The sequence below is a fragment of the Micromonospora sp. MH33 genome (assembly GCF_003013775.1).
Classification (GTDB): Bacteria; Actinomycetota; Actinomycetes; order Mycobacteriales; family Micromonosporaceae; genus Micromonospora; species Micromonospora fulviviridis.
Map to the genome: position 1 here is coordinate 1 of NZ_MUYZ01000079.1, position 23309 is coordinate 23309.

Sequence of the window (23309 nt, forward strand, 5' to 3'; positions counted from 1 at the left end):
CGCCGCGCCGCGCCCGGCGTACCCCGATCAACCCGCCACCGTTCCCGCCGGCCGCCGCGGCCGGGCCGACGGCGCGCGGCGCCCTGACCGTGCTCCAGGTGGCCGGGCCGCGCTTCGGCCGCGGCGTGATCGAGCCGGGCGCCCCGGTCACCCCGGGCGAACTCCAGGAACACCTGATGGGCGACCTCACCCTGCTGATGAACGACGGGGTGCCCCGGCCCGACCTGCTGGTGGTGGCCGGCAACCTCACCGAGTCGGGCAGCCCCCGGGAGTTCTCGGACGCGCTGAGCTTCCTCACCGGGCTGCGGGTGCTGCTCGGCCTGGAGCCGCACCGGCTGGTCGTGGTGCCCGGCCCGCGTGACGTCACCATGGCCGCGAGCCGGGCCTACTTCGCCACCTGCGAGGCCGACGACGTCGACCCGCAGCCGCCGTACTGGCCGAAGTGGCGGCACTACGCGCGCCTCTTCGACGAGCTCTACCAGGGCCTCGAGGACCGGATCTTCGACAGCGAGCAGCCGTGGACCCTCTTCCCGGTGCCGGACCTGCGGGTGGTGGTGGCCGGGCTGAACTCCACCGTCGCGATCACCCACCGCGAGGAGGACCGGTACGGCTTCCTCGGCGAGGCGCAGTCCACCTGGTTCGCCCAGCGGCTGCGTCACTACCAGCAGTCCGGGTGGCTGCGGCTGGGCGCGATGGCGCACGCGCCCGGCCCGCGCACCCCGTACGCCGACGAGGTGGCCGTGCCCGACCGGGCGGCGCTGCGCGATCGCGGGTCGTTCAACCGGCTGGTTGGCCCGATGCTCAACCTGCTGCTCGCCGACGCCGCGCCCGGCGCCCGGGTCGACCCGGTGGTGCCGCTGGCCACCGCCTCCCGCGACGGCCGTGCCCAGGTGCTCCGGCTCGACGCCGACGGGATGACCCGCTGGGTGCTCGGCCGCGACGACCGGCACGAGGTGGGCGAGCCGACCAGCCTGAGCTGGCCGCACGCCGAGGCGACGTTCGGCGCGGCCGGCCCGGCCCAGGTGCCCGACCCCCGGCGGCCCACCGTGGTCGAGGGGCCCACCCAGGGCGCCGCCACCGACCCGCCGGCCGCCGCGCCGCCCGCCCCGCTGGAGCGCCTGCTGGACCGGCTCGCCGAGGTCTGCGAGGCGCGCCACGACCGGGTGCTGCTCCGCCGGGTCGAGGCCGACCCGCCGCACCTCTACGTCACCTACCGGGCGGACGGGGTGGTCCGGCAGCAGCGGGTCGGGGCGTACGTGGGCACCCCCACCCCGGCCGAGGTCGACCACTTCGCCCGGCGGGTGCACGCCACCGACCCGGACATCCCCTCCGAGCTGGTCTACGACGGCGACCGGGTGCCGCGCGGGCTGGCCGAGGCGGCGCAGCGGCGCGGCGTGCGGCTGTTGCACCTGACCGAGTTCCAGGGCCTGCTCGACCTGCGCGAGTACGTCGCCGCGCAGACCGCCCGGCTGCAGGCCGACCGGCTCTACCCGCCCGGCCAGTACGTGCCGCAGCGCTACCGGCACCTGGTCGGCGCCGACCAGCGGGTCCGCGAGGACGTGGTGGACGAGCTGCTGGAGCTGATCTCCGCGCCGGACGGCCGGTTCGTGCTGGTGCTCGGCGACTTCGGCCGGGGCAAGACGTTCGCGCTGCGCGAGGTGGCCCGCCGGCTGCCCACCGCCGCCCCGGACCTCATCCCGATCCTGGTGGAGCTGCGCGCGCTGGACAAGGCGCACTCGGTCGACGGCCTCGTCGCCGCGCACCTGGCCAACCACGGCGAGCAGGTGATCGACCTCAAGGCGTTCCGCTACATGCTCCGCCAGGGGCGGATCGTGCTGCTTTTCGACGGTTTCGACGAGCTGGTCGCCCGGGTGACCTACGACCGGGCCGCCGACCACCTGGAGACCCTGCTCCAGGCCGCCGAGGGCCACGCGAAGATCGTGGTGAGCAGCCGGACCCAGCACTTCAAGACCAACTCGCAGGTGCTGACCGCCCTGGGCGAGCGGGTGGGCCTGCTGCCGCACCGCCGCGTGCTGGCGATCGAGGACTTCACCCCCGGCCAGATCGAGACCTTCCTGCGCAACCGCTACGGCGGGGACGAGCGGGCCGCCCGCGAGCGGCTCGACCTGCTGGCCGGGGTGAAGGACCTGCTCGGCCTCTCCCGCAACCCGCGGATGCTCGGCTTCATCGCCAACCTCGACGAGGGGCGGCTGGCCGCGGTGGCCGGGGCGGGTGGCACGTTCAGCGCGGCGGCGCTCTACCGGGAGATCCTGGAGTCCTGGCTGGACTTCGAGGAGCGGCGTACCCAGGGGATCCCGGGCGCGCCGGTGAGCCTGCGCCGGCCCGAGCTGTGGCACGCGGTGAGCCGGCTGGCCTTCCAGCTCTGGGAGAGCGGCGAGTCCTACCTGCGACTGGCCGAGCTGGCCGAGGCCGCCGGCCAGCTCGCCGGGCTGGCCGACTCCCGGCTGTCCGCGCCGCAGGCGATCCACGCGGTGGGCGCCGGCAGCCTGCTGGTCCGCACCGACGACGGGCTGTTCGGGTTCATCCACACCTCGGTGATGGAGTGGTTGGTCGCCGAGGGGATCGCCGCGCAGCTCAACCGGGGCGAGGAGCCGACCGCGCTGGCGGTGCGCCCGCTGTCCGCGCTGACCGTGGAGTTCCTCGGCGACCTCGCCGACCCGGCCCGGTGCACCGCCTGGACCGCCCGGGTGCTGGGTGACGAGGCGGCCGGGGAGACGGTCCGGGCCAACGCGCTGCGGCTCAGCGCCCGGCTACGGCTGCCCGACCGGGCCGACCTGCGCGGCGCGGTGCTGCGTGGCGAGGACCTGTCGCACCGGGAACTGGCCGGGGCGGACCTGACCGGCGCCGACCTGACCGACACCCGCCTGGTCGCCACCAACCTCACCGAGGCGCGGCTGGAGCACGCCCGGCTGCGCGGCGCCCGCCTGGACCAGGCCCGCCTCGCCGGGGCGGACCTGCGTGACGCGGAGCTGGCCGGCGCCCGGTTGTTCCGCGCCGACCTGCGCGGCGCCCGGATCACCGGCAGCAGGTGGCACCGGACCGCCCTGATCGACGTGAGCGCCGACGCGGCGCTGCTGCGCGCGCCGGAGCTGCGCGGCGCCGTGGTCGCCCCGGGCCGTCCGGTCGCGCCGGGCCTGGCCCCGCCCGCGGTGGGCGTGGCGTACGGCTTCGAGGTGGGCCGGCTGCCGGTGCCGGTGGCGTACAGCCCGGACGGGGCGGTGCTCGCGGTGGGCAGCGACGACGGTGGTGTGCTCATCTGCGACACCGCGGCGGGGCTGCCGGTGCGCACCCTGCAGGGTCACCGGGGCCGGGTCTACGCGGTGCGCTTCGACGCCGCCTCGCACCAGCTGGTGACCGGGGCGGCGGACCTCACCGTACGGCTCTGGGACGCCGACCACGGCGACGTGCGGCACGTCATCGAGGACGTCTTCGCCGGCTGGGTGTGGCCGCTGCTCACCGACGGCGAGCGGGGCCGGCTGGTGGTGGGCGACGCGGCCGGTGTGGTCCGGCTCTACGACACCCGGACCGTGCGGCTGCGCCACGAGTGGCCCGGCCACGCCGCGCCGATCTGGGGCACCTCGTTCAGCCCGGACGGCCGGCGGGTCGTGGTGGTGGACAGCGCCGGCGTGGTCCGGGGCTGGGACATCCCCTCCGGCCGGCTCGCCTTCGAGGTGCGCGAGCCGGAGGTGGTCTACCGGGTGGTGCACAGCCCGGACGGCCGCCTGCTGGCCGCGGTCGGCCAGCACGGCCGGGTCTGGATCCGCCGGGCCACCGACGGCGAGCTGCTGCGCCAGCCGCGCGGCCACGAGGCCGACGTGTACGCCCTCGACATCCACCCCGACGGCACGCTCATGGCGACCGGCGACACCCACGGCGCGCTGCGGCTCTGGGAGGTGGAGACCGGCCGCCCGGTCCGGGTGCTCGGCCGGCAGCGCGGCGCCATCTACAGCGTCCGGTTCAACGGCGACGGCAGCCTGCTCGCCACGGCCGCCAGCGACGGCGCGATCCAGCTCTGGGACAGCGCCGACGGCCAGCTGCGGCACGAGCTGACCCGGCACCGCGGCTCGGTGTGGCCGGTGGTGTGGCGGCCCGACCAGGCCCAGGTGGCGACCAGCAGCAACGACGGCACCACCCGGCTGTGGGACGTGCGCACCGGCCAGCTCCAGCACACCCTGCGCGGGCACGGCCGGCGGGTCACGGCGCTGTCCTTCCGGGACGACGGCGAGGTCCTCGCGGCGTGCGGCAACGACGGTGTGGTGCGGCTCTGGGAGCCGCGCACGGGCCGGCTGGTCCGGCAGCTCGCCAGCCCGGCCGACCGGCTGCTGTCGGCGGTCTTCTGCCCGGGCGAGTCGCTGGTCGCCTCGCCGAGCGGCGACGGTGGCGTGCACCTGTGGAACACCGACACCGGCGTCGACGAGCGGGAGCTCAACGTGGACACCGACCACGTCTGGGCGACCGCGTTCAGCCCAGACGGCGACGCCCTCGCCACCGCGAACGACGACGACACCGTGCGGCTGTGGTACCGGCGTACCGGCCGGCACTTCGCCACGCTCACCCCGCACCGGGGCCGGGTGCGCGCCATGTCGTTCAGCCCGGACGGCGAGACCATCGCCACCGGCTGCGACGACCAGCTCGTCCGGCTCTGGGACGCGGCCACCGCGACCTGCCGGCTCACCCTCGAACACCACACCGACCGGGTGTACGCGGTGTCCTTCAACACCGACGGGACGCTGCTCGCCAGCGCCAGCAACGACGGCGTGGCCGTGGTCTGGGACGCGCTCACCGGCGAGCGGCGCACGGTGCTCACCGAGCACACGGGCCGGCTCTGGTCGTGTGCGTTCAGCCCCAACGGCAACCTGCTCGCCACGGCCGGCGACGACCTCGTCATCCGGCTCTGGGACCCGGGCACCGGCCGGCTGCACGGCACCCTGGCCGCACACACCCGGCGGGTCTGGTCGGTGGCGTTCAGTCCCGACAGCAGCCTCCTGGCCAGCGCCGGTGACGACGGCACCGTGCGGCTGTGGGACGTCGCCGACCCGGAGCACGCCCAGCTGCGGACCACCCTGATCGGCCTGCCCGACGGCTGGGCGGCGGTGAGCCCGGACGGCCGGTACAAGCTGGACGGTGACCCGGGCGGCCAGTTCTGGCACGTCATCGGCACCTGCCGGTTCGAGGTGGGTGAGCTGGACCCGTACCTGACCCAGGTGCGGCGGCTCGCCGTCGACGCGCCCTTCTGACCCGCCGCTCCCGCCACCGGCCGTCAACGGCCGGGGGCGGGAGCGGTGACGGTCACAGGGACAGCTTCCACCGGTCCAGGGTTCCGGTGTCGGTGACCGCCGCGTCGTACACCTTGAGCTGCCAGGTGCCGTTGGCGACCGCACCGGACAGGTCGACCGGGAACGTCTGGTCGATGTTGTCCGCGCCGCTGCCGGTCCGGTCCCGCAGCACGTACTCGGTGCCGTCCGGCGCCACCAGGGTCAGCACCAGGTCACCGACGTACGGGTGGACGATGTGCACCTCCACCGCGGCCGCACCGGTGGCGTTGCCCGCGCAGGTGTTGATGGTGATCGGGCTGCGGACCTCGGTGAGGTCGGGGATCGGCAGGTCCGTGTCGTTGGCGCCGACGCAGCCGGCCCGTCCGTCGACGTCCAGCCCGAAGGCGGCGGTCCGGGTGGTGCTGGTGCCGGTACCGGTGACGGACACCCCGTAGCTGGCCGGCGGGGTACCCGCCGGCACCGAGATCACCATGGTGGAGGTCTGGCCGGAGGTGATCGAGGGCGGGAAGAAGACGGCCGTGGCGCCGGCCGGCAGCCCGCTCGCGCTCAGGTCGATCTGCTGCGGGCTGCCGGAGCTGGTCGTCGTGGTGACCGTGGTGCTCACCGAGCCGCCCGCCGTCGCCGTCCCGCTGGTCGGCGCGAGGGTCATGCCGAACTGGTTCGCCGCCGGGCAGTAGGTGGCGTCCTTGCCGATCGCCCGGTACGGGCAGTCCGCGTACTCGGAGAAGGTCAGCACGGCCTCGCGGTTCGCGCCGGTCGCCTTCGGGATGTCCGAGGCGGGCGGGTAGAAGCCCACGGTCCAGTCGTCCGGGTACAGCTCGAAGGTGTATGTGAAGATCCGCTCCTGGCCCCAGAGCCAGTCGTCGATCGAGCCGTCGGTGACGTACAGGGAGCTGGCCTGCTCCGCCGTGTACCCGTTGGTCGCCGCGAGCTGCCGGCCGAGCGTCTCGTAGGTGGCGTACTCGTCGGCGCTCATGTTGGTCACCGTGGTGGCCTTGGTGTAGCCGAACGGCCAGAGCACCAGCTGGCCGTACGAGTGGAAGTCGATCGCGGCTTTGATCCGCTGCTTGCCGCCGTTCGGGTCGCGCCGGCTGAGCACGAAGTCCCGGACCGCGGCGGTTTCCGGCGCGGAGAACGCCGCCTTGCCCCGGTAGGTTTCCGAGGCGGGCGACTTCGACGAGCCGCCGCAGCAGCCCCACTTGTAGCCCCAGTTGCGGTTCAGGTCGGTGCCGACCTCGGTGGTGCCGGTGTTGGGCTGCCGGTTCTTGCGCCAGGACTGGTAGGTGCCGGTGGCGTGGTCGTACTCGGCGCCGTCGGGGTTGACCATCGGCACGATCCAGAACACCCGGCCGTCGACCAGCCGGCTGATCCGCGGGTCGGACCCGTACTGGCCGGTGAGCAGGTCGGCGATGTAGAGCGCCTGCTCCACGGTCAGGTGCTCGCGGGCGTGCTGGTTGGCGGTGAACAGGATCTCCGGCTCGCCCTCGTCGGCGGCGACGTTGTCGGAGATCTTCAGGGCCACGATGTCCCGGCCTTCGTACGACTTCCCGATGACGCGCCGGCTGGCGATCGTCGGGTGGGCCGCGACGACGGCGTCCACCGCGGCGACCGTCTCGGCGTAGTCGTGGTAGGCCGCGTCCGAGGACGGGAACGCCATCGTGCCGGGCCCCGACGGGTCCGTGGACAGCGGGATCGTCCGCAGGCCGAGGCGGTGGATCGCGCGTACCTCGGCCGGGGTGGCCCGCACGATCAGGTCGCCGTGCTCGACGTACTCGATCGCGGCGCCGGTCCGGGCGACCGCGTCGACGTCGGTCTTGGCCTTCAGGTGGGTGACCCGGTACGGCGCGGCCCGGCCGGCGTCGGCCGCGGCGGCGCCGGGGACCGGTTCCGGGCCGGCGGGGGCGCCGGCGGCCGGCGCGGTGGTCGCGGTGGCGGCCGCGAGCAGGGCGACGCCGGCCATCAGGGCGGTGCGTAGGGCGGTGGTCCGGAACGGCACGGCGCCTCCCGACTGGGTTGGTGGGGGGATGAGCACGGTAGGCGGGCGGCACGTGGACCCGCGAGGACAGTTTGTTGGGCCGGGTGGCGGCGTGCGCTCGACCGTTCGGTTCAACGCTCTGTCACGAAACCGACACAGTCGTTGTGAGCATCTTCCGCGATCGATGTGCTGGCCGGACCAGCGCCGTCGCGGACGGCCGTCGGACGAACGAGGTGGCTCATGGTGGCTCTACGACGGCTGCTCGCCGCGGCCGTCGCGACGGTGCTGACCGCCGCGATGGCTCTGGTGTGGACAGCGGCGCCCGCGCACGCGGACGAGGCGTGGGAGACCGCCCTCAAGGCCCTGATGTCGCGCACCGCCACCTGGGCGGAGGGCGGGATCTCCCGGGTCGGGTTGATCGGCCAGCCGCTGCCGCTGCTCGGGGTCAGCCCGGGCGCCCTGGTGGACGCCGACAAACTCACCCGCACCGCGTCCGACGCCCTGGCCGGCGACCTGACCAGGAACGACGTGGACCTCGGCGGCGGGACCCGGCTCACCAGCTCGGTCACCACCAGCGGCGGCGACCACCTGCTGGACGTGCTGCTGACCACGAAGCGGGAGGTGGCCGACCGGGACCTCGCGGTCGGCGGGGTGACGCTCGCCAAGGCGGTCTCCGTCACCGGCTGGGCGACGTTGCACCTGCGCGCGCGGCACACCTCGGCGGGGGAGACCTACCTGGTCCGCGACGGGGACACCCCGCGCATCGACATCGACGCGGCGGCCCGGCTCCGCGCCGACCTGGACAAGGCCACCGCCTCGGTCGGCATCCTCGGGGTCACGGTGACCGCCGGCAGCTCCCTCACCGCCCGCACCCACGTCAAGGCCACCGTCAACGACCCGAACGGCGACGGGAAGCTCGCCTTCGACACCGCCTCCGGCGCGGGCACCGGCGAACTCGGCGCGACCGGCTCCCTCAGCGGCCTGCTGCAGGTGGCCCTCGACAACTCCGGCGGCGGCCGGATCTCCGACACCGAGACCGAGGCCGGCCCCGGCTCGGTGCACGGCGTGGTGAAACTGGGGGCGGCCGCGGCCGGTGCCCCCTTCGACCTGCCGGCCGTCGCCGCCACGCTGACCGTGGACTGGAACGACATCTCGGTCGGCACGCCGACGGTCACCACCACCGGCCTGGACGAGACGATCGCCAAGTTCCGCAACATGAGCCCGCTGGACCTGGCGTCCGGACTGGCCCAACTGGCCACGCTGCTCAGCGGCGTGCAGCAGAGCGGCCCGGCCGGGAACCTGAGCCTGCCCTTCCTGCGCGGTACCTTCGCGGACGCCGTCAAGGTCAACGAGAAGCTCACCGACTTCCTCAAGAAGTATCTCCACCCGAAGCCGGACGACTCGCAGTTCAACCCGGCCACCGACGACCCGGCCAAGGCCGGGCAGCCGAAGTTCTCCTCCATCCAGGAGTTGGTGGCGCTGCTCGCCGCCGAGGGCCTGCCGGTGGACAACCTCTCCTTCGCCGGCGACAAGCTCGTCTTCCGGGTACGGCTGGAGCGGCAGTCCACCGTGGAGGTGCCGCTCGACCCGGGCGCCGCCTCGCTCTCCGGTCGCGGCGCCACGTACACCGCCAACGGCTTCAGTGTCACCGGCGACCGGTTCACCGCCGGCGAGCTTGTCGGCCAGCGGGTGGTGGCCGGCACCTCGGCCGGCACCGTTTCGGCGAACACCGCCAACTCGGTCACCCTGACCGGGAACTGGATCGGCGGCCAGCCCGGCACGGACAGCGTCTGGGTGATCAGCGGCTCCAGTCCGAACATCGGTGCGGTGGAGCTGGCCGGCGCGTTCACCGACCCGGTCGAGGGCGGCAAGAAGGTCGGCCTGCGGGCCGCCAACGCCCAGGCCAGCTTCGCCAGGGTGAAGCCGCGCTACAGCGCCGCCCTCACCCTCGTCCTGGACCTGCGTGACGACCTGGGCAGCCCGGAGAAGAACGCCGACCGGGTGCTGCTGCGGACCGACCCGGCGACGCCGCTGTTCACCGCCGACTTCCCGATCACCACCGGGGTCGACTTCTACGCCACCGCCGGCTTCCTCAAGGTCAAGCTCGGTGGCGACCTCACCGTGGGCCCGGCCACCGCCGGCCAGCGGATGCTCCAGGTGAACTTCAAGGAGGCGAAGGACATCAGCCTCGGCTCGCTCTTCACCCGGCTGAAGTCCGACCCCCTCAACCTCCTGTCCGTGTCCTCTTCGGTGAAGACCACCGGCCGCGTCAAGGTCAGCGTCCCCGGCGACACGGGCGCCCTCGGCCAGGGCATCGGCGTCGACGTGAGCTGGACCGCCGGCCAGCAGCCCGTGGTGAACACCTCCGGGCTGAGCGGGCTCTTCTCGGTCGACTTCAACCCGGACGACCCGAAGGCGCTCTTCGCCGTCGTCGTCGAGGCGCTGCGGTTGGTCAACGCGGCGCTGTCCCAGCCCGACGACGGCAGCGGACCGCTGAACAGCAGGATCCCGCTGCTGGGCCGCTCCGCGCGGCAGTTGCTCGGCGCCGACGAGAGCGGCGTCGGCAAGGACGTCACGTTCACCGCCGACGGCGCCAACTTCCTGCTCAAGGACGGGACCCGTACCGGGGACGCCGGATTCGACCCGCGGCTCGCCGGGCGGACCGTGGTGATCGGCAGCAAGGCGTACCGGGTGCTGGACCGGGTGGACGGGCAGACGCTGCGGATCGACGCGGCGGGCACCCCGAAGCCGGGTGACGGAACCGCCTACGCGCTGCGGCCGGAGCTGGCCGACGCGCTGGACAAGCTGCTCGCCGCGCCCCCGGACAACCTCCAGGACGCCCTCGACGTGCTGAACAACGCGATCGGTACGGGCAGCGGCGTCAGCTTCACCGTCGACCAGCGGGAGGGTGGCCCGTACCTGCGGATCGGGCTGGACTGGAAGCGCAACTTCCACACGGGCGGTCCGCTGGCCTTCGGCTGGGACGACAACAGGGACCTCATCAGCCTGGACAGCTCCGGCACCTTCAACCTCGACGTGGACGCCAACGCGAAGCTGGGGCTGCTGCTGCCGCTGGAACTGGACGCCGCACCGCTGCTGGACCACACCTCCTCGGCCAGCGTCACGGTCTCCGGCGGGATCACCAACGGCGCCATCGCCGCCCGGGTCGGCCCGCTCGCCCTCGACCTGGGTAAGAAGGACACCGACCCGGCCACGGTCAAGGCCAACCTCAGCGTCGGCCTCGGCGGCCTCACCGAGGACGGGCCGATCAGCGGTCTGCTCGGGGTGACCCCGCAGATCAGCACCGCCGGTGTCGACTGCGGTGGCGGGACCGGCGGCGCGAACGTGGCGATCTGCGCCCGAGCGCCGTTGTTCGTCAACAACTGCGAGCCGGCCGACGCCACCAACGTGCTCACCTTCACCATGGGCCTGGACCTGAAGCCGACGGCGACGCCGCCGAACCTGGACTCCTGCTTCGCCAACCTGACCATGAAGCTCACCGACTTCAACGTGGGCATCGACGGCTACCTGGCCAAGGTGGAGGAGGCTCTCCGGCTGGCCAGCTTCGACGGCAAGCTGCCGCTGGTCGGCGACGACCTGCAGCAGGGCCAGAAGTTCGTCGCCCAACTGCGCGCGGACGTCAAGGCCGCGATCGGCCCGGTGCTGGCGAACGCCACGCTGGACAGCGCCGGCATGCAGACGGCCCTCAACGACGTGCTCAAGGACCTGGACCCCGGCGTCAGCGCGGTGGTCGGCTGCCGCAGCGGGGTGGCCACCCCCTGCCAGCCGGAGGACTTCCAGTCCATCCGGATCAAGCTGACCACCTCGCGCGGCGCGCCCTCGGCCGCGGACGGCTGCAAGGACGCCGGCGACAGCGACAAGTGCCTCGGTGTCAACGTCCCGCTCGACCTGGGCATCCCCGGCCTGTCGCTGAAGGCGAAGAAGGGCGCCGCCGACGGCATCCAGGCCAAGCTGGGCTGGAAGCTGCACCTGGACCTGGTCCTCGACCGGGACGAGGGCTTCTACGTCCCCACCCACGACGGTGACACCACGCCCGAGGTGCAGATCGGCGCCACCTTCGACATGACCGGCGACCTGGCCGCCCAACTCGCCTTCATCCAGGTGAAGGCCACGAAGCAGGGCCCCGCGCCGCTGGTGCGGGCGTACTTCGGGGTGGACCTGAAGGGCTCGGCGGGGGAGAAGAGCTGCTTCGACCCGGCGGTGGCCGCGGACTGCGCCGCCGACGCGGACGCCAAGCTCACGCTCGCCGAGTTCGCCGACCTGGGCTCGCTCATCGCGACCGACCTCACCGCCGACGTGAACATCGACTGGCGGCTGGCCGCCGCCGTGGACACCGGCGGCGACGTGTCCGCGCTGCCCGGCGTCAGCGCCCGCTTCGCGCTCAAGTGGGGCCTGAAGCACCAGCAGGGCGGGCTCAGCGCGACCGGCGGCAGCGTCACCACGCCGCTCCAGGTCACCTTCACCGACATCGCGCTGGACGCCGGAGCCTTCTTCACCAAGATCCTCAAGCCGGTGGTGGAGAAGATCAAGGCGGTCACCGGCCCGCTCCAGCCGGTCATCGACACCCTGTACGCGCCGATCCCGGTGCTGTCCGACCTGTCGAAGGCCACCGGCGGACCGGACATCACCCTGGTCTGGCTGGCCAAGACGTTCAGCACCCTGGCCGGCGGGCCGAAGCTCGACTTCGTCGACACCGTACGCTCGGTGATCACCTTCGTGAACCGGATACCCACCACCTGCGCCACCAACTGCTCGATTCCGCTCGGCGCCTTCCAGGTCGACTCGGCCAGGGCGCTGACCACGGAGGTGTCGCCGGCCTCGGCCGAGAGCCTGATCGACCGGAGCACCGGCTACCAGCCGGCCAAGGCGTCGGACGTCAAGACGGCCGTGGACGGCGCGGCCGGCGGCGACGCGGGGAAGCTGTTCACCCCCGACGAGCACGGGAAGACCAACGCCCAGAAGACCGGCTTCAGCTTCCCGGTCTTCGACAACCCGGGCTCGCTGTTCGGGCTGCTCATGGGGCAGGACGTCGAGCTGGTCAGCTTCGACTCCGGCCCGCTGTCGCTCGGGTTCAGCTGGCGGCAGTCCTTCGGCCCGGTGTACGCCCCGCCGCCGGTGCTGGTCACCCTCTCCGGCAGCGCCTCGGTGACCGCCCGGTTCATCGCCGGCCTGGACACCGCCGGCATCCGGCACGCCGTGGAGGCCGCCACCGAGGGCACCGACCTCGACGCGGTCAGCCTCCTCGACGGCCTCTACTTCAAGACCACCGACAGCAGCGGCAAGCCCGTCCCGGTGGTCACCCTGCGCGGCGAGATCGCCGCGGGGGCCGAGGTCAGCGTGCTCATCGTCAAGGCGGGCATCCAGGGCGGCATCCGGCTCACCGTCGGGTTCAGCTGGAACGACCCGAACAACGACGGGAAGTTCCGCACCAGCGAGTTCCTCCAGGCGCTGCTGGTGAACCCGGTCTGCCTCTTCACCACCAGCGGACAGCTGTCGGTGTTCCTCAAGGTCTACATCACCATCGACCTGTTCCTGTTCTCCAAGACCTTCGACTTCACCCTGGTCGACGCGACCCTGCTGGACTTCCGCGCGCAACCCGACTGCAAACCGAAGCCACCCGAGCTGGGCGGCACGGTCGACGACACCCTGGTCGTCTTCGCCGGCAGGTTCGGCACGAAGGAGCAGCGCGGGGACAAGGCGTGGGACAACAGCGCCGGCACCTACGCCGGTGACGTGGTGAAGGTGTACGCGCTGCACTACGCCGACGCGGGCACCGAGGGCGCCACCGACGACTTCGACGGCTTCGCGGTCGAGGCGCTCGGGCGCAAGCAGGAGTTCCTCGACCCGAACCTGACCCGGGTGGTCGTCGACGGGCGGGGCTACCAGGTCGCCGACGCCGACAAGGTCTCCCTGTCGGTGCTGCTGCTCGGCGACGGCGACACCAGCGGCGACGGTACGAAGACCTCGGCGTTCGACAAGACGGCCGTGGTTCTCGGCTCCGACGGCAGGGACCAGATCCGCACCGGCACCGGTCCGGCGTACGTGGACGGGCGCGGCGGGGAGGACGTCATCGTCACCGCGGAGGCGGCCGGCCAGGTGAGCCGGGTCGCCGGCGGCGCCGGGCAGGACACCGTCACCACGGGGGACGGCAACGACGTGGTGGCCGGCGACAGCGGCCTCGGCGCCGTGGACCGGCCCGGCGCGACCACCGTGCACACCTCGGTCGGGGACAAGAGCCTGACCGGCCTGGTCGACTGGACCAAGCTGGCGGACCCGACCGAGGAGACCACCGGCGCGGCCGACCACGTCACCGTCGGGCACGGCGCCAGCACCGTCTACGGCAACGGCGGCGACGACGTGCTCGGCGTGGTCCTCGACGACCGGCCGAACGGGAAGAACCTGCTGGTCGGCGGTCCGGGCGAGGACATCCTCAACGGCGGCAAGGGCGACGACACCATCCACACCGCCGGCAGCGGCGTCCCGGCCGACCCGGACGCGGCCGGCAGCGGCGACGCCGGGCTGACCAACAAGGTCGACACCGGCTCCGGCCAGGACACCGTGCACGGCAGTGCCGGCGCCGACCTGGTCGTGTCCCACTCGGCCAACGGGCAGACCGGCCACCTGTACGGCTACGGCGGCGACGACGTGCTGGTCGGCGGCTACGGCACCGACGAGCTGTTCGGCGGCCCGGACGAGGACTACGTGATCGCCGAGCCGTCCAGCGTCGGCGACCCGGACGGCACCGACGGCTACGGTCCGGCCCGCCAGGTCGTCCACCAGCCGCTGCCGGCCGGCACCCAGTCGCAGACCAAGCTGCTCGTCGGCGGCCTGGGCAGCGACCACGTGGTCGGCGGCGACGGCGGGGCCACGGTCTTCGGCGACAAGCGACTGACCGCCGAGACCTGCGCCGACGCCACCCTCGCCGGCGACCAACCGGCCCCCACCGACCAGGGCGCGGCCGACCTCATCCTCGGCGGCGCCGGGGTCGAGGTGGTCACCGCCGGCAGCGGGAACGACCGGGCCGACCTCGGCGGCGGCGACGACCGGGCCTGCGGCCAGCTCGGCGACGACACCCTGCACCTGGGCGGCGGCGACGACCGGGCCTGGGGCGGTCCGGGCGTCGACCAGCTGCACGGCGACGACGGGATCGACCTGCTCTTCGGCAACACCGGCGACGACGGCCTGTACGGCGGCGCCGGCGTGGACACCGCCGAGGGCAACGAGGGCGGCGACCAGGTCCTCGGCGGCCCGGACGACGACGTGCTCTACGGCGGCGGACGGGTGGCCGGCGTGGCCGACGGCCGGGACTTCGTCTACGGCGAGGAGGGCGTGGACCGGATCGTCGGGGACAACGGCACCCCGCGCATCGGTGACGTCGGGCCGTACCCGCTGGACCTGGCCGGGGACGTGCCGGCCGCCGGCGCCGGGGACGTGCTCTCCGGTGGCCCCGACGGCGACATCGCGTACGGCGGCCTCGGCGACGACCGGGTCGACGGCGACGGCGGGGACGACCAGCTGGAGGGCAACAACGGCGCCGACCTGGTGCACGGCGGCACCGGGAAGGACGAGATCGTCGGCGGCTCCGCCCAGGAGCCCGTCGCCGGCACCGGCCGCCCGGACACCGGCGACCAGCTCTTCGGTGACGGCGACGCCGACCTGATCGCCGGGGACAACGCCCGGTTCGTGCCGGCCACGGCCGACGCGACCCGGGTCACCCAGGCCCGGACCGTGCCGTCGCGCAAGGTCACCCTGCTCGACCTCGGGTTCAGCCCGGCGGCCGGCACCAGCGGCGGTGACCTGATCTCCGGTGGCGACGCCGACGACGTGATCTTCGGCCAGGGCGGACCGGACCGGGTGCACGCCGACGCGGGCGCGGACTTCGCCGAGGGTGGCCCCGGCTCCGACTGGGTCGAGGGCGACGCCGGTGACGACGACCTGGTCGGCGGCTCCAGCACCACGTACGACGGGACCGGGGCGGCCACGACGGGCCAGCCGGACACCGCGGACGCCCTGTTCGGCGGACCCGGCTCCGACGCGGTCATCGGTGACAACGGCGCCGTGCTGCGCCCGCTGGCCGGTGAGCAGCCCACCGCGGTGACGGTCCGGCTCGGGGCGGACGGCAACCCGTTCGGCCCGCGGATCGTGGTGCTGCTGGACCGGGCGGCGGCCACCGCCAACCGGTTCGGCGCGGACCGGATCAGCGGCGGCGACGGCGTCGACACCCTCTGGGGTCAGGACGGCGACGACGCGCTGACCGGCGACGGCAACGGCGACTACCTGGAGGGCAACGGCGGCGCGGACGCGCTGCGCGGCGACACCGCCCTCGGCGCGGCGGGCCGGACCACGGTCTCCCCGCTGCCCGACCCGGGCTGGCCGGGTGACCCGGCGGCCCCGGCGGACCTGGTCGGCGCCGGCGCGCCGGCCGGGCAGGACGACCTGATCGGCGGCAGCGCGGCGGCCGGGTTCCGGGACACCGGGGACGTGATCGAGGGCAACGGCGCCGACGACGTGCTCCTCGGCGACAACGGCTCGCTGCTGCGCACGGTGACCACGGTCGGCGGCAAGGCGGCCGAGCGGGTCTACACCGAGCGGTACCCGACCGGCGCCGTGCCGGCCGACGCCACGGTGGCCCGGACCCACGACCCGGCGCTGCCCGGGCCGTCCACCCGGTTCTGCACCACCGCCCAGGCGACCTGCGAGCCGGCCGGCGCCTACGGCAACGACCAGCTCTTCGGGGACGCCGGCAACGACGGGGCGTGGGGTCAGGACGGCGACGACCTGATCCGCGGCGGCGCCGGCGACGACGACCTCTTCGGTGAGCTGGGCGCGGACAGCCTCTACGGCGAGGACGGCCGGGACGCCATCCTCGGCGACCGCGGTGGCGTGGTGAACCAGTTCCTCAACGCCGACGACGTGGCGGCGCTGGGCTTCACCCTGACGCTCTCCTCGGTCCCGCAGGAGTCGTACACCGGGTTCCGGGCCGGCGGCTACGACCGCCGGGTGGACCTGCTGCACGACACCGACGGGGACGCCTGGATCGGCAGCGCCACCTCGGCGCCCATGCCGTACGCCGGGCTGACCGCCGGGGCGGCCGACCTCATCCGGGGCGGGGCCGGCGCGGACAACATTCACGGCGGCTTCGGCGACGACGTGGCCAACGGTGACAGCGGCGGCGACGAGGTGTTCGGCGGCGAGGGCTCGGACGTGCTCTGGGGCGGCAAGGGCTGCGACCCGGTGCTCGACGCGGCCAACCCGCAGTGCCTGGTGAACGGCGTGTTCAGCGCCGCCGCCCGGGGCGACCAGGACCAGTACGTCGACCACCTGTTCGGCGGGGCCGGGGCGACCAGCGGCCCGGCGGTCACCGCGGTGCTCGGGTCCGACCTGCTGGACTTCCGGCCGCGCGGCTCCTACCCGGACAACTGCGCGGCGGGGGCCTGGCCAGTGGACCTGGCGGCCGGCACGGTCGACCCGTGCCGCTGGTTCGAGGCGACCAACCTGGACAACGACGTCCTCGCCGACAACCAGCACCACCACGGCACCGACTGGATCTATGGCGGCTGGGACCGGGACGTGCTCCAGGGCGACGTGACGCAGAACGGGCCGAACAACGGTGACCGGCTGTTCGACTGGAACGGCGCGTACAACCTGTTCACCCACTGCAACTCGGCGTACGGCGGGTTCAACGACATCCGCCAGCACAGCCCGGCCATGCAGGATTTCCTGACCCGGCTTGCCTGGGCCACCGGCGCCGGACGCAGCGCCGGCGACGTGACCACGGCGGGCACCTCCGCCTTCCTGGAGCTGTCCTACGTGTACCCGCGGGACAACAAGGACCAGGGGGCCGGGGCGGCGTTCCCGAGCACCCCGGGGCACTTCGACACACCGTCCTGCACCGACTGAGCGACGCGTCCGGGGCCCGGCTCTCCGAGGGGGAGCCGGGCCCCGGCGTGTTCAGCCCCGCCCGGGGCCGGGCATGACCACGGCGTTGCCGGTCACCCGTATCCCGCCCGTACCGGCCGGCACGTCGACCACCAGCAGGCCCGGCCGGCCCAGCTCCGCGCCCTGACACAGGCGCAGGGTGGCCGGGGGCTCGACCAACCCGTGGGTACGCAGGTAGCCGCCGAGCGCGGCGGCGGCCGCCCCGGTCGCCGGGTCCTCGACGACGCCACCGACCGGGAAGGGGTTGCGGACGTCGAACTCGGTGCCGGAGGCGCGCCACACCAGCGCCACGGTGGTCCAGTCCCGCCGCAGCATCAGGTCGCGCAGCCGGTCGAAGTCGTAGTCGAGGGCGGCCAACCGCTCCCGGGTCGCCGCGCCCAGGACCAGGTGGTGGGCGCCGGCGTACGCGACGCGGGGCGGCAACGACGGATCGAGGTCCGTCGGTGCCCAGCCCAGGGCGGCGAGCGCCTCGGCGAGGTCCTCCGGCGCCACCGGCGCGTCGGAGGGCGCCACGCTGGTCAGGGTCGCGGTGGGCCGTCCGCCGGCGTCCCGGGCGGTCGCCACCGGGACCACCCCGGCCGGAGTCCGGAAGACCAGGTCGCCCGTGTCGTCGCGTTCGGCGACGGCCACCGCGGAGGCGATGGTCGCGTGGCCGCAGAACGGCACCTCGGCCTGCGGGCTGAAGTACCGGACGTCGTACTCGCCGGGGCCGGTGGCGGTGAGGAACGCCGTCTCGGAGTACCCGACGTCGGCGGCGATGGCCTGCATCTCCGGGTCGGTGAGCTCACCCGCGTCGAGGACCACCCCGGCGGGGTTGCCCGCCGCCGGGTCGGTGGTGAAGGCGGCGTACCGCAGGACTTCCGTCATGGCGCCAGGCTACGGGTCAGCTGCCGGCGGCCCGCACCCAGCGGATCTCGCCCTCGTGCCGGATGCTCGTGGGCGCCAGGCCGGCGGCGGTGGCGACGGCGGCGGACGCCCGGTGTTCCGGGTGAATGTGGGCGATGACGGCGCGCATCTCCTGCCGCCCGAGCCAGGCCACCAGCCCCCGCGCCGCTTCGCTGGCGATGCCCCGCCCCTGCCAGGGCGTCCCCACCACCCAGGCGATCTCGGCCGTGCGCTCGTCGGCCGGGCCGCTGATGGTCGCCTGGACCGTGCCCACCAGGCAGGCGTCGTCCCGGAGTTGGATAACCCAGTTGCACCAGGAGACGGTCGGGTCAGGGGAACCGGCGACGAGCCGTTCGTAGCGGGCGCGCACGGCCGGCGGGTCGGCCGGGGAGCCGCCGATGAAGGTGTGCAGCCGCGGGTCGGCCAGCGCGGTGTGGTCACGTGCCGAGCCTGCCTGACCATGGCGGTGCTATATGCCGACAGTCCCGTCGATGCGTTCGCGGAGCAGGTCGGCGTGCCCGTTGTGGCGGGCGTACTCCTCGATCGGCGTCATTTGTCGCGCACGGGCAAGGCCGGCTCGCGCACCATGAACACGTCCACCGGATCCTCGGTCTCAAGGGTGAATCCGTGCCGTTCGTACAGCCGCCGTGCCGGACTGCCCTGCAGCACGTTCAGCCGGACCAGGGTGCCGTCGCGGTCACACTGCTCCAGCAGCCCGCGCAGTACGGCCGTACCGATGCCGCTGCCCTGCAGGTGCGGGGCCAGGTAGAAGTGCTCCAGCCAGCGGGCGTCCCCGGCCGGCCGCAGCGACACGCAGCCGGCGAACGCGTCGCCCACCTCGACCACCCAGGTGTGCGCCGGGACGAACGCGTTCCGCAGTCGTTGCCGCACCCGCTGCTCGTCGTACCGCCCGAGCCGCTCCAGATCCGCCCGCAGCACCACGGCCCGCAACTCGGCCACCGCCTCGACGTCCGCCGCCGAAGCCGGCCGAATCTCCCAGTCCGCCATGATCGTCAGACTACTTGCCAGGCTCCTCCCGCTTCCGTGGCAGCGGTCACGACCGCTGGGCGAGATGAGCGACGAACGCCCGCGACGCCGGCGGATCGAAGGTGAGCAGCGGGCCCGTCGGGTCCGTCGAGTCGGGCATGCCTACGACGCCCGGCAGGGTGTCGGGGCGAGCCCTGATCTCCGACGGCGGTCGCCGGCGATGCCGGGGCGGACGGTCCGGACCGTCCGCCCCGGTGTCACTCCTCGAAAAGGCGCTCGCGATCAGCGGTGCCACTTCTGGTTCGCGCCGCCGGTGCAGTCCCAGATCTGGAGGCGGGTGCCGTCGGCGGAGCTGACGCCGGTGGCGTCCAGGCACCTGTTGGACTGCGGGTTCACGATGTCGCCGGCGGCCGTGAAGGTCCACCGCTGGGCGCCGGTGCCGTTGCAGTCGTAGAGCTGCACCTTGGCGCCGTTGGCGGTCGACCCGCCGGCCACGTCCATGCACTTGCCGAGCGCGCGCACCGAGCCGTCGGCGTTCCAGGTCCACCGCTGGGCGGCGCTACCGTTGCAGGTCCAGAGCTGGACGGGGGTGCCGTTGGCGGTGCTGGCGGAGGCGACGTCCACGCACTTGTTGCCGTACCCGGTGATCGGACCGCCGGTGGTGGAGCCGCCGCCGTTGTCCCAGGCCTGGACCCGGACGTAGTCGATCGTCATGGTCTGCGGGAAGACCGTGCTGCCGTCCGGTGAGCCGGGCCAGTTCCCGCCGACCGCGACGTTCATGATCATGAAGAACGGGTGGTCGAAGACCCACCGGTTGCTGCCCGCGTCGGCCGGGGTCTTCCGGGAGTACGCCACCCCGTCGAGGTACCAGGTGATGGAGTCGGGCGCCCAGTCGACGGTGTAGGTGTGGAAGGCGTCGGCGAGGGCCTGACCGTTCGGGAGCGAGGTGGAGCCGCCCAGGCCGTTGCCGCCGGAGTAGCCGGGGCCGTGCAGCGTGCGGTACACGGTGGACGGCTGGTTGCCGACGTTCTCCATGATGTCGATCTCGCCGCTGTTGGGCCACGGGTTGGTGGCGATGTCGTTGCCGAGCAGGCGGTGAGCGCGACCGTCAGGCTCACGCTTGCCAGGGCCACGGCGGCGATGGTGCGGATGCTACGCACGGATGCCTCCCTGCGGTTGCGGCCGTCCCCGTCCGGGCGGGGGACGGGCCGCCCGAACGGTAAACAAACCATAAAGATAGACTTCGATGAAGCTATGAACGAAGTGCGGACCTGTCAAGAGAGCGCTTCCCGAGTTGCCGCACGCGGTTCCGGAACCGGCCGGAAATATTGACGTAATGCGATGCGGTCCGGGAGGATCCGGAACCGGGACGCGGGCCGCCCGGGCCGGGGGCACCGGGCGACCGGCCCCAGGGGGAGGCGCGAGATGAGACTGCCGGTCACCCCGCCCCGGTGGCGGCCGGCGTGGGTGACCGGTCCGGCTGCGGCCGCTCGGATGGCGCCGGCCGGCGCAGGTCCCGCCACGGGCCGCCGAGCAGCGGGGTGAGCACCACCAGCAGGTAGCCGGCGCCGACGGTGACCAGCGTCGCGGTGGTGCCGAACCGGTCGGCGGCGAGCCCGGCGCCGACCGCGCCCACCGGCATGGCCGCCCAGGCGCCCGCGCCGATCACCCCGTACACCCGGGCCCGCATGGTCGCCGGCACCCGCTCCAGCTTCACCGCGCCGATGAGCGGGTTGATCGCGCCCGCGGCGAGACCGGACACCACGCAGACCGCCGCGATCACCGGTAGCGGCGGGGCGGCGGCGAGGGCCCAGAAGGGCGGGGCGCCGGCGACGGCGAAGGCGGTGACGAAGGTGGCGCGGCGGGGCAGCCGGTGCCCGACGGCGCTGAACAGCAGCGAGCCGACCAGGGCGCCGCCGCCCATGGCGCCGACCAGCAGGCCGAACGCCGCCGCACCGCCGAGGTCACGCGCGGCGACGACCGGCATCAGCACGTTGCTCTTGGTCGCGTCGAACAGGTTGGTGACCAGCACCAGCAGCACCATGGCGCGCAGCAGCGGCTCGCGGGCCAGGAAGCGCAGCCCGGCCGCCAGATCGCGCCAGTAGCCGGCCGACTGGCCGCCCGGGTCGGCGGCCGGCCGCAGGCTCGCCGGCACGAGGACCGCCACCGCCAGCGCCGAGACGGCGAACGTCACCGCGTCCACGGCCAGCACCGGCAGTGCGCCCAGCGCGCTGACCAGCAGACCGGCCACCGGCGCGCCGATCAGGCGGGACCCGCGCTCGGTGGCCTCGAACCAGCCGATCGCCCGCTCGATCGGCACCCCGGCCGCGGTAGCCGCCTCGGGCAGCAGCGCGATCCGGGCCGTCTGGCCCGGAGTGTCGAGCAGGCCGCTCACGAAGACCAGGCCGAGCAGCGCCGGGAACGGCAGCCCCACCGTGGCGTGCAGCAGCGGCACGGCGGCGACCGTCACGCCGGAGACCAGGTCGGCCAGCACACTGGCCCGGCGGTAGCCGATCCGGTCGACCAGCACGCCGCCGAAGGCCCCGCCCAGCACCACCGGGGCGGTGGCGAACGCGCCGGCCAGCCCGGTTGCCGCGGGCGAGCCCGTCTCGGCCAGTACGTAGAGCGGCAGCGCGATCAGGGTGAGCATGTTGCCGGTGAGGGAGACCGTGTGCGCGGTCAGCAGCCCGGCCAGCGGCCCCCACCGGCGGCTCACTGCGGCCCCCGGTACGCCTGCCAGATCAGTGTGACGGTCCGCGCGTCCGGCCGGTCGGGGTTGCTGCGTGCCTGCCAGCGGGCGCCCAGTTCGGACAGCTCACGGCGCAGCTCCACCAGTTCGTCGGGGGTCAGGTGCAGGAAGCTGTCACTGCTCGTGGTGCCACGGACCCACGCCGGGTCGAGGGTCGCCTCGGCGTCGAGGTAGGCCTCGAACCGGGCCACGTAGCGCTGGAGGACGGCCCGGCGCAGCAGGTCGGAGGCGAGCCGGCGCTCCGGGTCGTCGAGCAGTTCCACCGGCTCCCAGTCGGTGCGCGCGTGCGCGGCCCGCCACCACCGCTCCCGGCGGTTGCGGGCCAGCTCGGGGGCCTCCCGGACGAACCCGTGCTCGGCCAGCTTGCCCAGGTGGTAGCTGACCGAGCCGACCGCCTCGCCGGTGACGTCGCTGAGCATGCCCACGGTCTGCGGGCCGCGGATGCGCAGCTCGCCGAGGAGCCGGATCCGGGTCGGGTGGGCCAGCGCCCGCATGGCCCTCGGGTCGGTCAGGTGCAGCGTGCTCGGCTCGTCCGCCATGCCGTCACCCTAGGCCCACAACACATGATGTACAAGAACTCTTGTATTGATGCGCGGACGCGGGACCGGCACGTCCACGGGGTTGGGTCAGGCCGGGCGGCGGCCCTTGAGGCGGCTGCCCAGCTCGCGGGCGATCTCCCGGTTGGCGTCCCGCTCGGCGAGGGCCTGGCGCTTGTCGTACGACCTGCGGCCCCGGGCGAGGCCCAGCTCGACCTTGGCCCAGCCGTTGGAGAAGTACATCGACAGCGGCACCAGGGTGACCCCACCGTCGCGCAACTTCTCCAGGATCCGGGCGATCTCGACCCGGTTCAGCAGCAGCTTCCGGGTGCGCCGGGGCTGGTGGTTGGTCCAGGTGCCGAAGCCGTACTCGGCGATGTGCAGGCCGTACAGCATGATCTCGCCGTCGCGCTCCTGGGCGAACGCGTCGACCAGCGACACCCGCCCCTCGCGCAGCGACTTCACCTCGGTGCCGGCCAGCACGATCCCGGCCTCGTACGTCTTCAGGATCGTGTAGTCGTGCCGCGCCTTCTTGTTGGAGGCGACGAGCTTGCGCCCGGTCTCCCTGGTCACGCCCCGCCTCCCCGCGCTGGTCCGACGCCGAGCAGGATACCCGCTGGTGGCGGCCGCGCCCGGGGTCACGGTGGTGTGGCGGCCACGCGGCGGAGGTGCCCGTCGAGGTCGGCGAGCCAGCCGTCGACCTGCACCAGGGACAGCACGCCCGGCCGGTCCTCGCCGTCGCGCACCAGCCCGTGCACCTGCCGGGCGATGTCCCCGGTCCGGTCCGCTGGCGGGGGCGACCGGTCGACCCGGCCCCGGGACACCTGGCGGCCCAGGTCGGCGTAGCCCTCCCGCAGCCGGATGGCCCGCGCGGCCAGCGCGGCGGCCGGGTCGGGCCACGGGGCCAGCGCCCCGGGCCG

At 73.9% G+C, this 23309-nt stretch carries 10 protein-coding genes and 3 pseudogenes; 2 read left to right on the top strand and 11 right to left on the bottom strand.

Annotated elements, in window-relative coordinates; translation table 11 throughout:
- Nucleotides 1–5258 (top strand): pentapeptide repeat-containing protein (locus B0E53_RS14895; protein WP_107076615.1); only part of this gene is annotated, 5258 nt, incomplete at its 5' end.
- Nucleotides 5259–5310: 52 nt separating this feature from the next.
- Here B0E53_RS14895 and B0E53_RS14900 read toward each other — a convergent pair.
- Nucleotides 5311–7293, bottom strand: a complete 1983-nt coding sequence (locus B0E53_RS14900) for a M14 family metallopeptidase (protein WP_246835405.1) — start codon at nucleotides 7291–7293, stop codon at nucleotides 5311–5313.
- A gap of 219 nt (nucleotides 7294–7512) precedes the next feature.
- Here B0E53_RS14900 and B0E53_RS14905 point away from each other — a divergent pair, with 219 nt between their 5' ends.
- Nucleotides 7513–17193: an RTX toxin gene (locus tag B0E53_RS14905; RefSeq protein ID WP_107076616.1), complete on the top strand. Its 9681-nt coding sequence runs from the start codon at nucleotides 7513–7515 to the stop codon at nucleotides 17191–17193.
- A 51-nt stretch (nucleotides 17194–17244) separates the two neighbouring features.
- Here B0E53_RS14905 and B0E53_RS14910 read toward each other — a convergent pair whose 3' ends face one another.
- The 10 genes and pseudogenes from B0E53_RS14910 to B0E53_RS37565 all read right to left on the bottom strand — a co-directional run.
- Nucleotides 17245–18099 (bottom strand): PhzF family phenazine biosynthesis isomerase, encoded by an 855-nt coding sequence (locus B0E53_RS14910; RefSeq protein ID WP_107076617.1) that lies wholly within the window; start codon nucleotides 18097–18099, stop codon nucleotides 17245–17247.
- 16 nt (nucleotides 18100–18115) lie between these two features.
- On the bottom strand, nucleotides 18116–18544 hold the full coding sequence (locus B0E53_RS14915) for a GNAT family N-acetyltransferase (protein WP_107076618.1): 429 nt from the start codon (nucleotides 18542–18544) through the stop codon (nucleotides 18116–18118).
- Between the two features lie 42 nt (nucleotides 18545–18586).
- Nucleotides 18587–18661: pseudogene (locus tag B0E53_RS14920) on the bottom strand (DUF664 domain-containing protein); the annotation flags it as partial.
- Between the two features lie 5 nt (nucleotides 18662–18666).
- Nucleotides 18667–19125, bottom strand: a complete 459-nt coding sequence (locus B0E53_RS14925) for a GNAT family N-acetyltransferase (RefSeq protein WP_107076619.1) — start codon at nucleotides 19123–19125, stop codon at nucleotides 18667–18669.
- Between the two features lie 46 nt (nucleotides 19126–19171).
- Nucleotides 19172–19288 (bottom strand): annotated as a pseudogene (locus tag B0E53_RS14930) (DUF397 domain-containing protein); the annotation flags it as partial.
- Between the two features lie 98 nt (nucleotides 19289–19386).
- On the bottom strand, nucleotides 19387–20196 hold the full coding sequence (locus B0E53_RS14935) for a ricin-type beta-trefoil lectin domain protein (protein ID WP_348639662.1): 810 nt from the start codon (nucleotides 20194–20196) through the stop codon (nucleotides 19387–19389).
- Nucleotides 20197–20542: 346 nt separating this feature from the next.
- Nucleotides 20543–21820: an MFS transporter gene (locus tag B0E53_RS14940; protein ID WP_107076621.1), complete on the bottom strand. Its 1278-nt coding sequence runs from the start codon at nucleotides 21818–21820 to the stop codon at nucleotides 20543–20545.
- Nucleotides 21817–22392, bottom strand: coding sequence for a helix-turn-helix domain-containing protein (locus B0E53_RS14945; protein WP_107076622.1), 576 nt, complete (start codon nucleotides 22390–22392; stop codon nucleotides 21817–21819). The genes B0E53_RS14940 and B0E53_RS14945 overlap by 4 nt, the downstream gene beginning before the upstream one ends.
- Before the next feature lie 87 nt (nucleotides 22393–22479).
- Complete coding sequence (smpB, locus tag B0E53_RS14950) at nucleotides 22480–22962, bottom strand: SsrA-binding protein SmpB (protein WP_107076623.1); 483 nt, start codon at nucleotides 22960–22962, stop codon at nucleotides 22480–22482.
- Between the two features lie 65 nt (nucleotides 22963–23027).
- A pseudogene (locus B0E53_RS37565) lies at nucleotides 23028–23309 on the bottom strand (FUSC family protein); the annotation flags it as partial.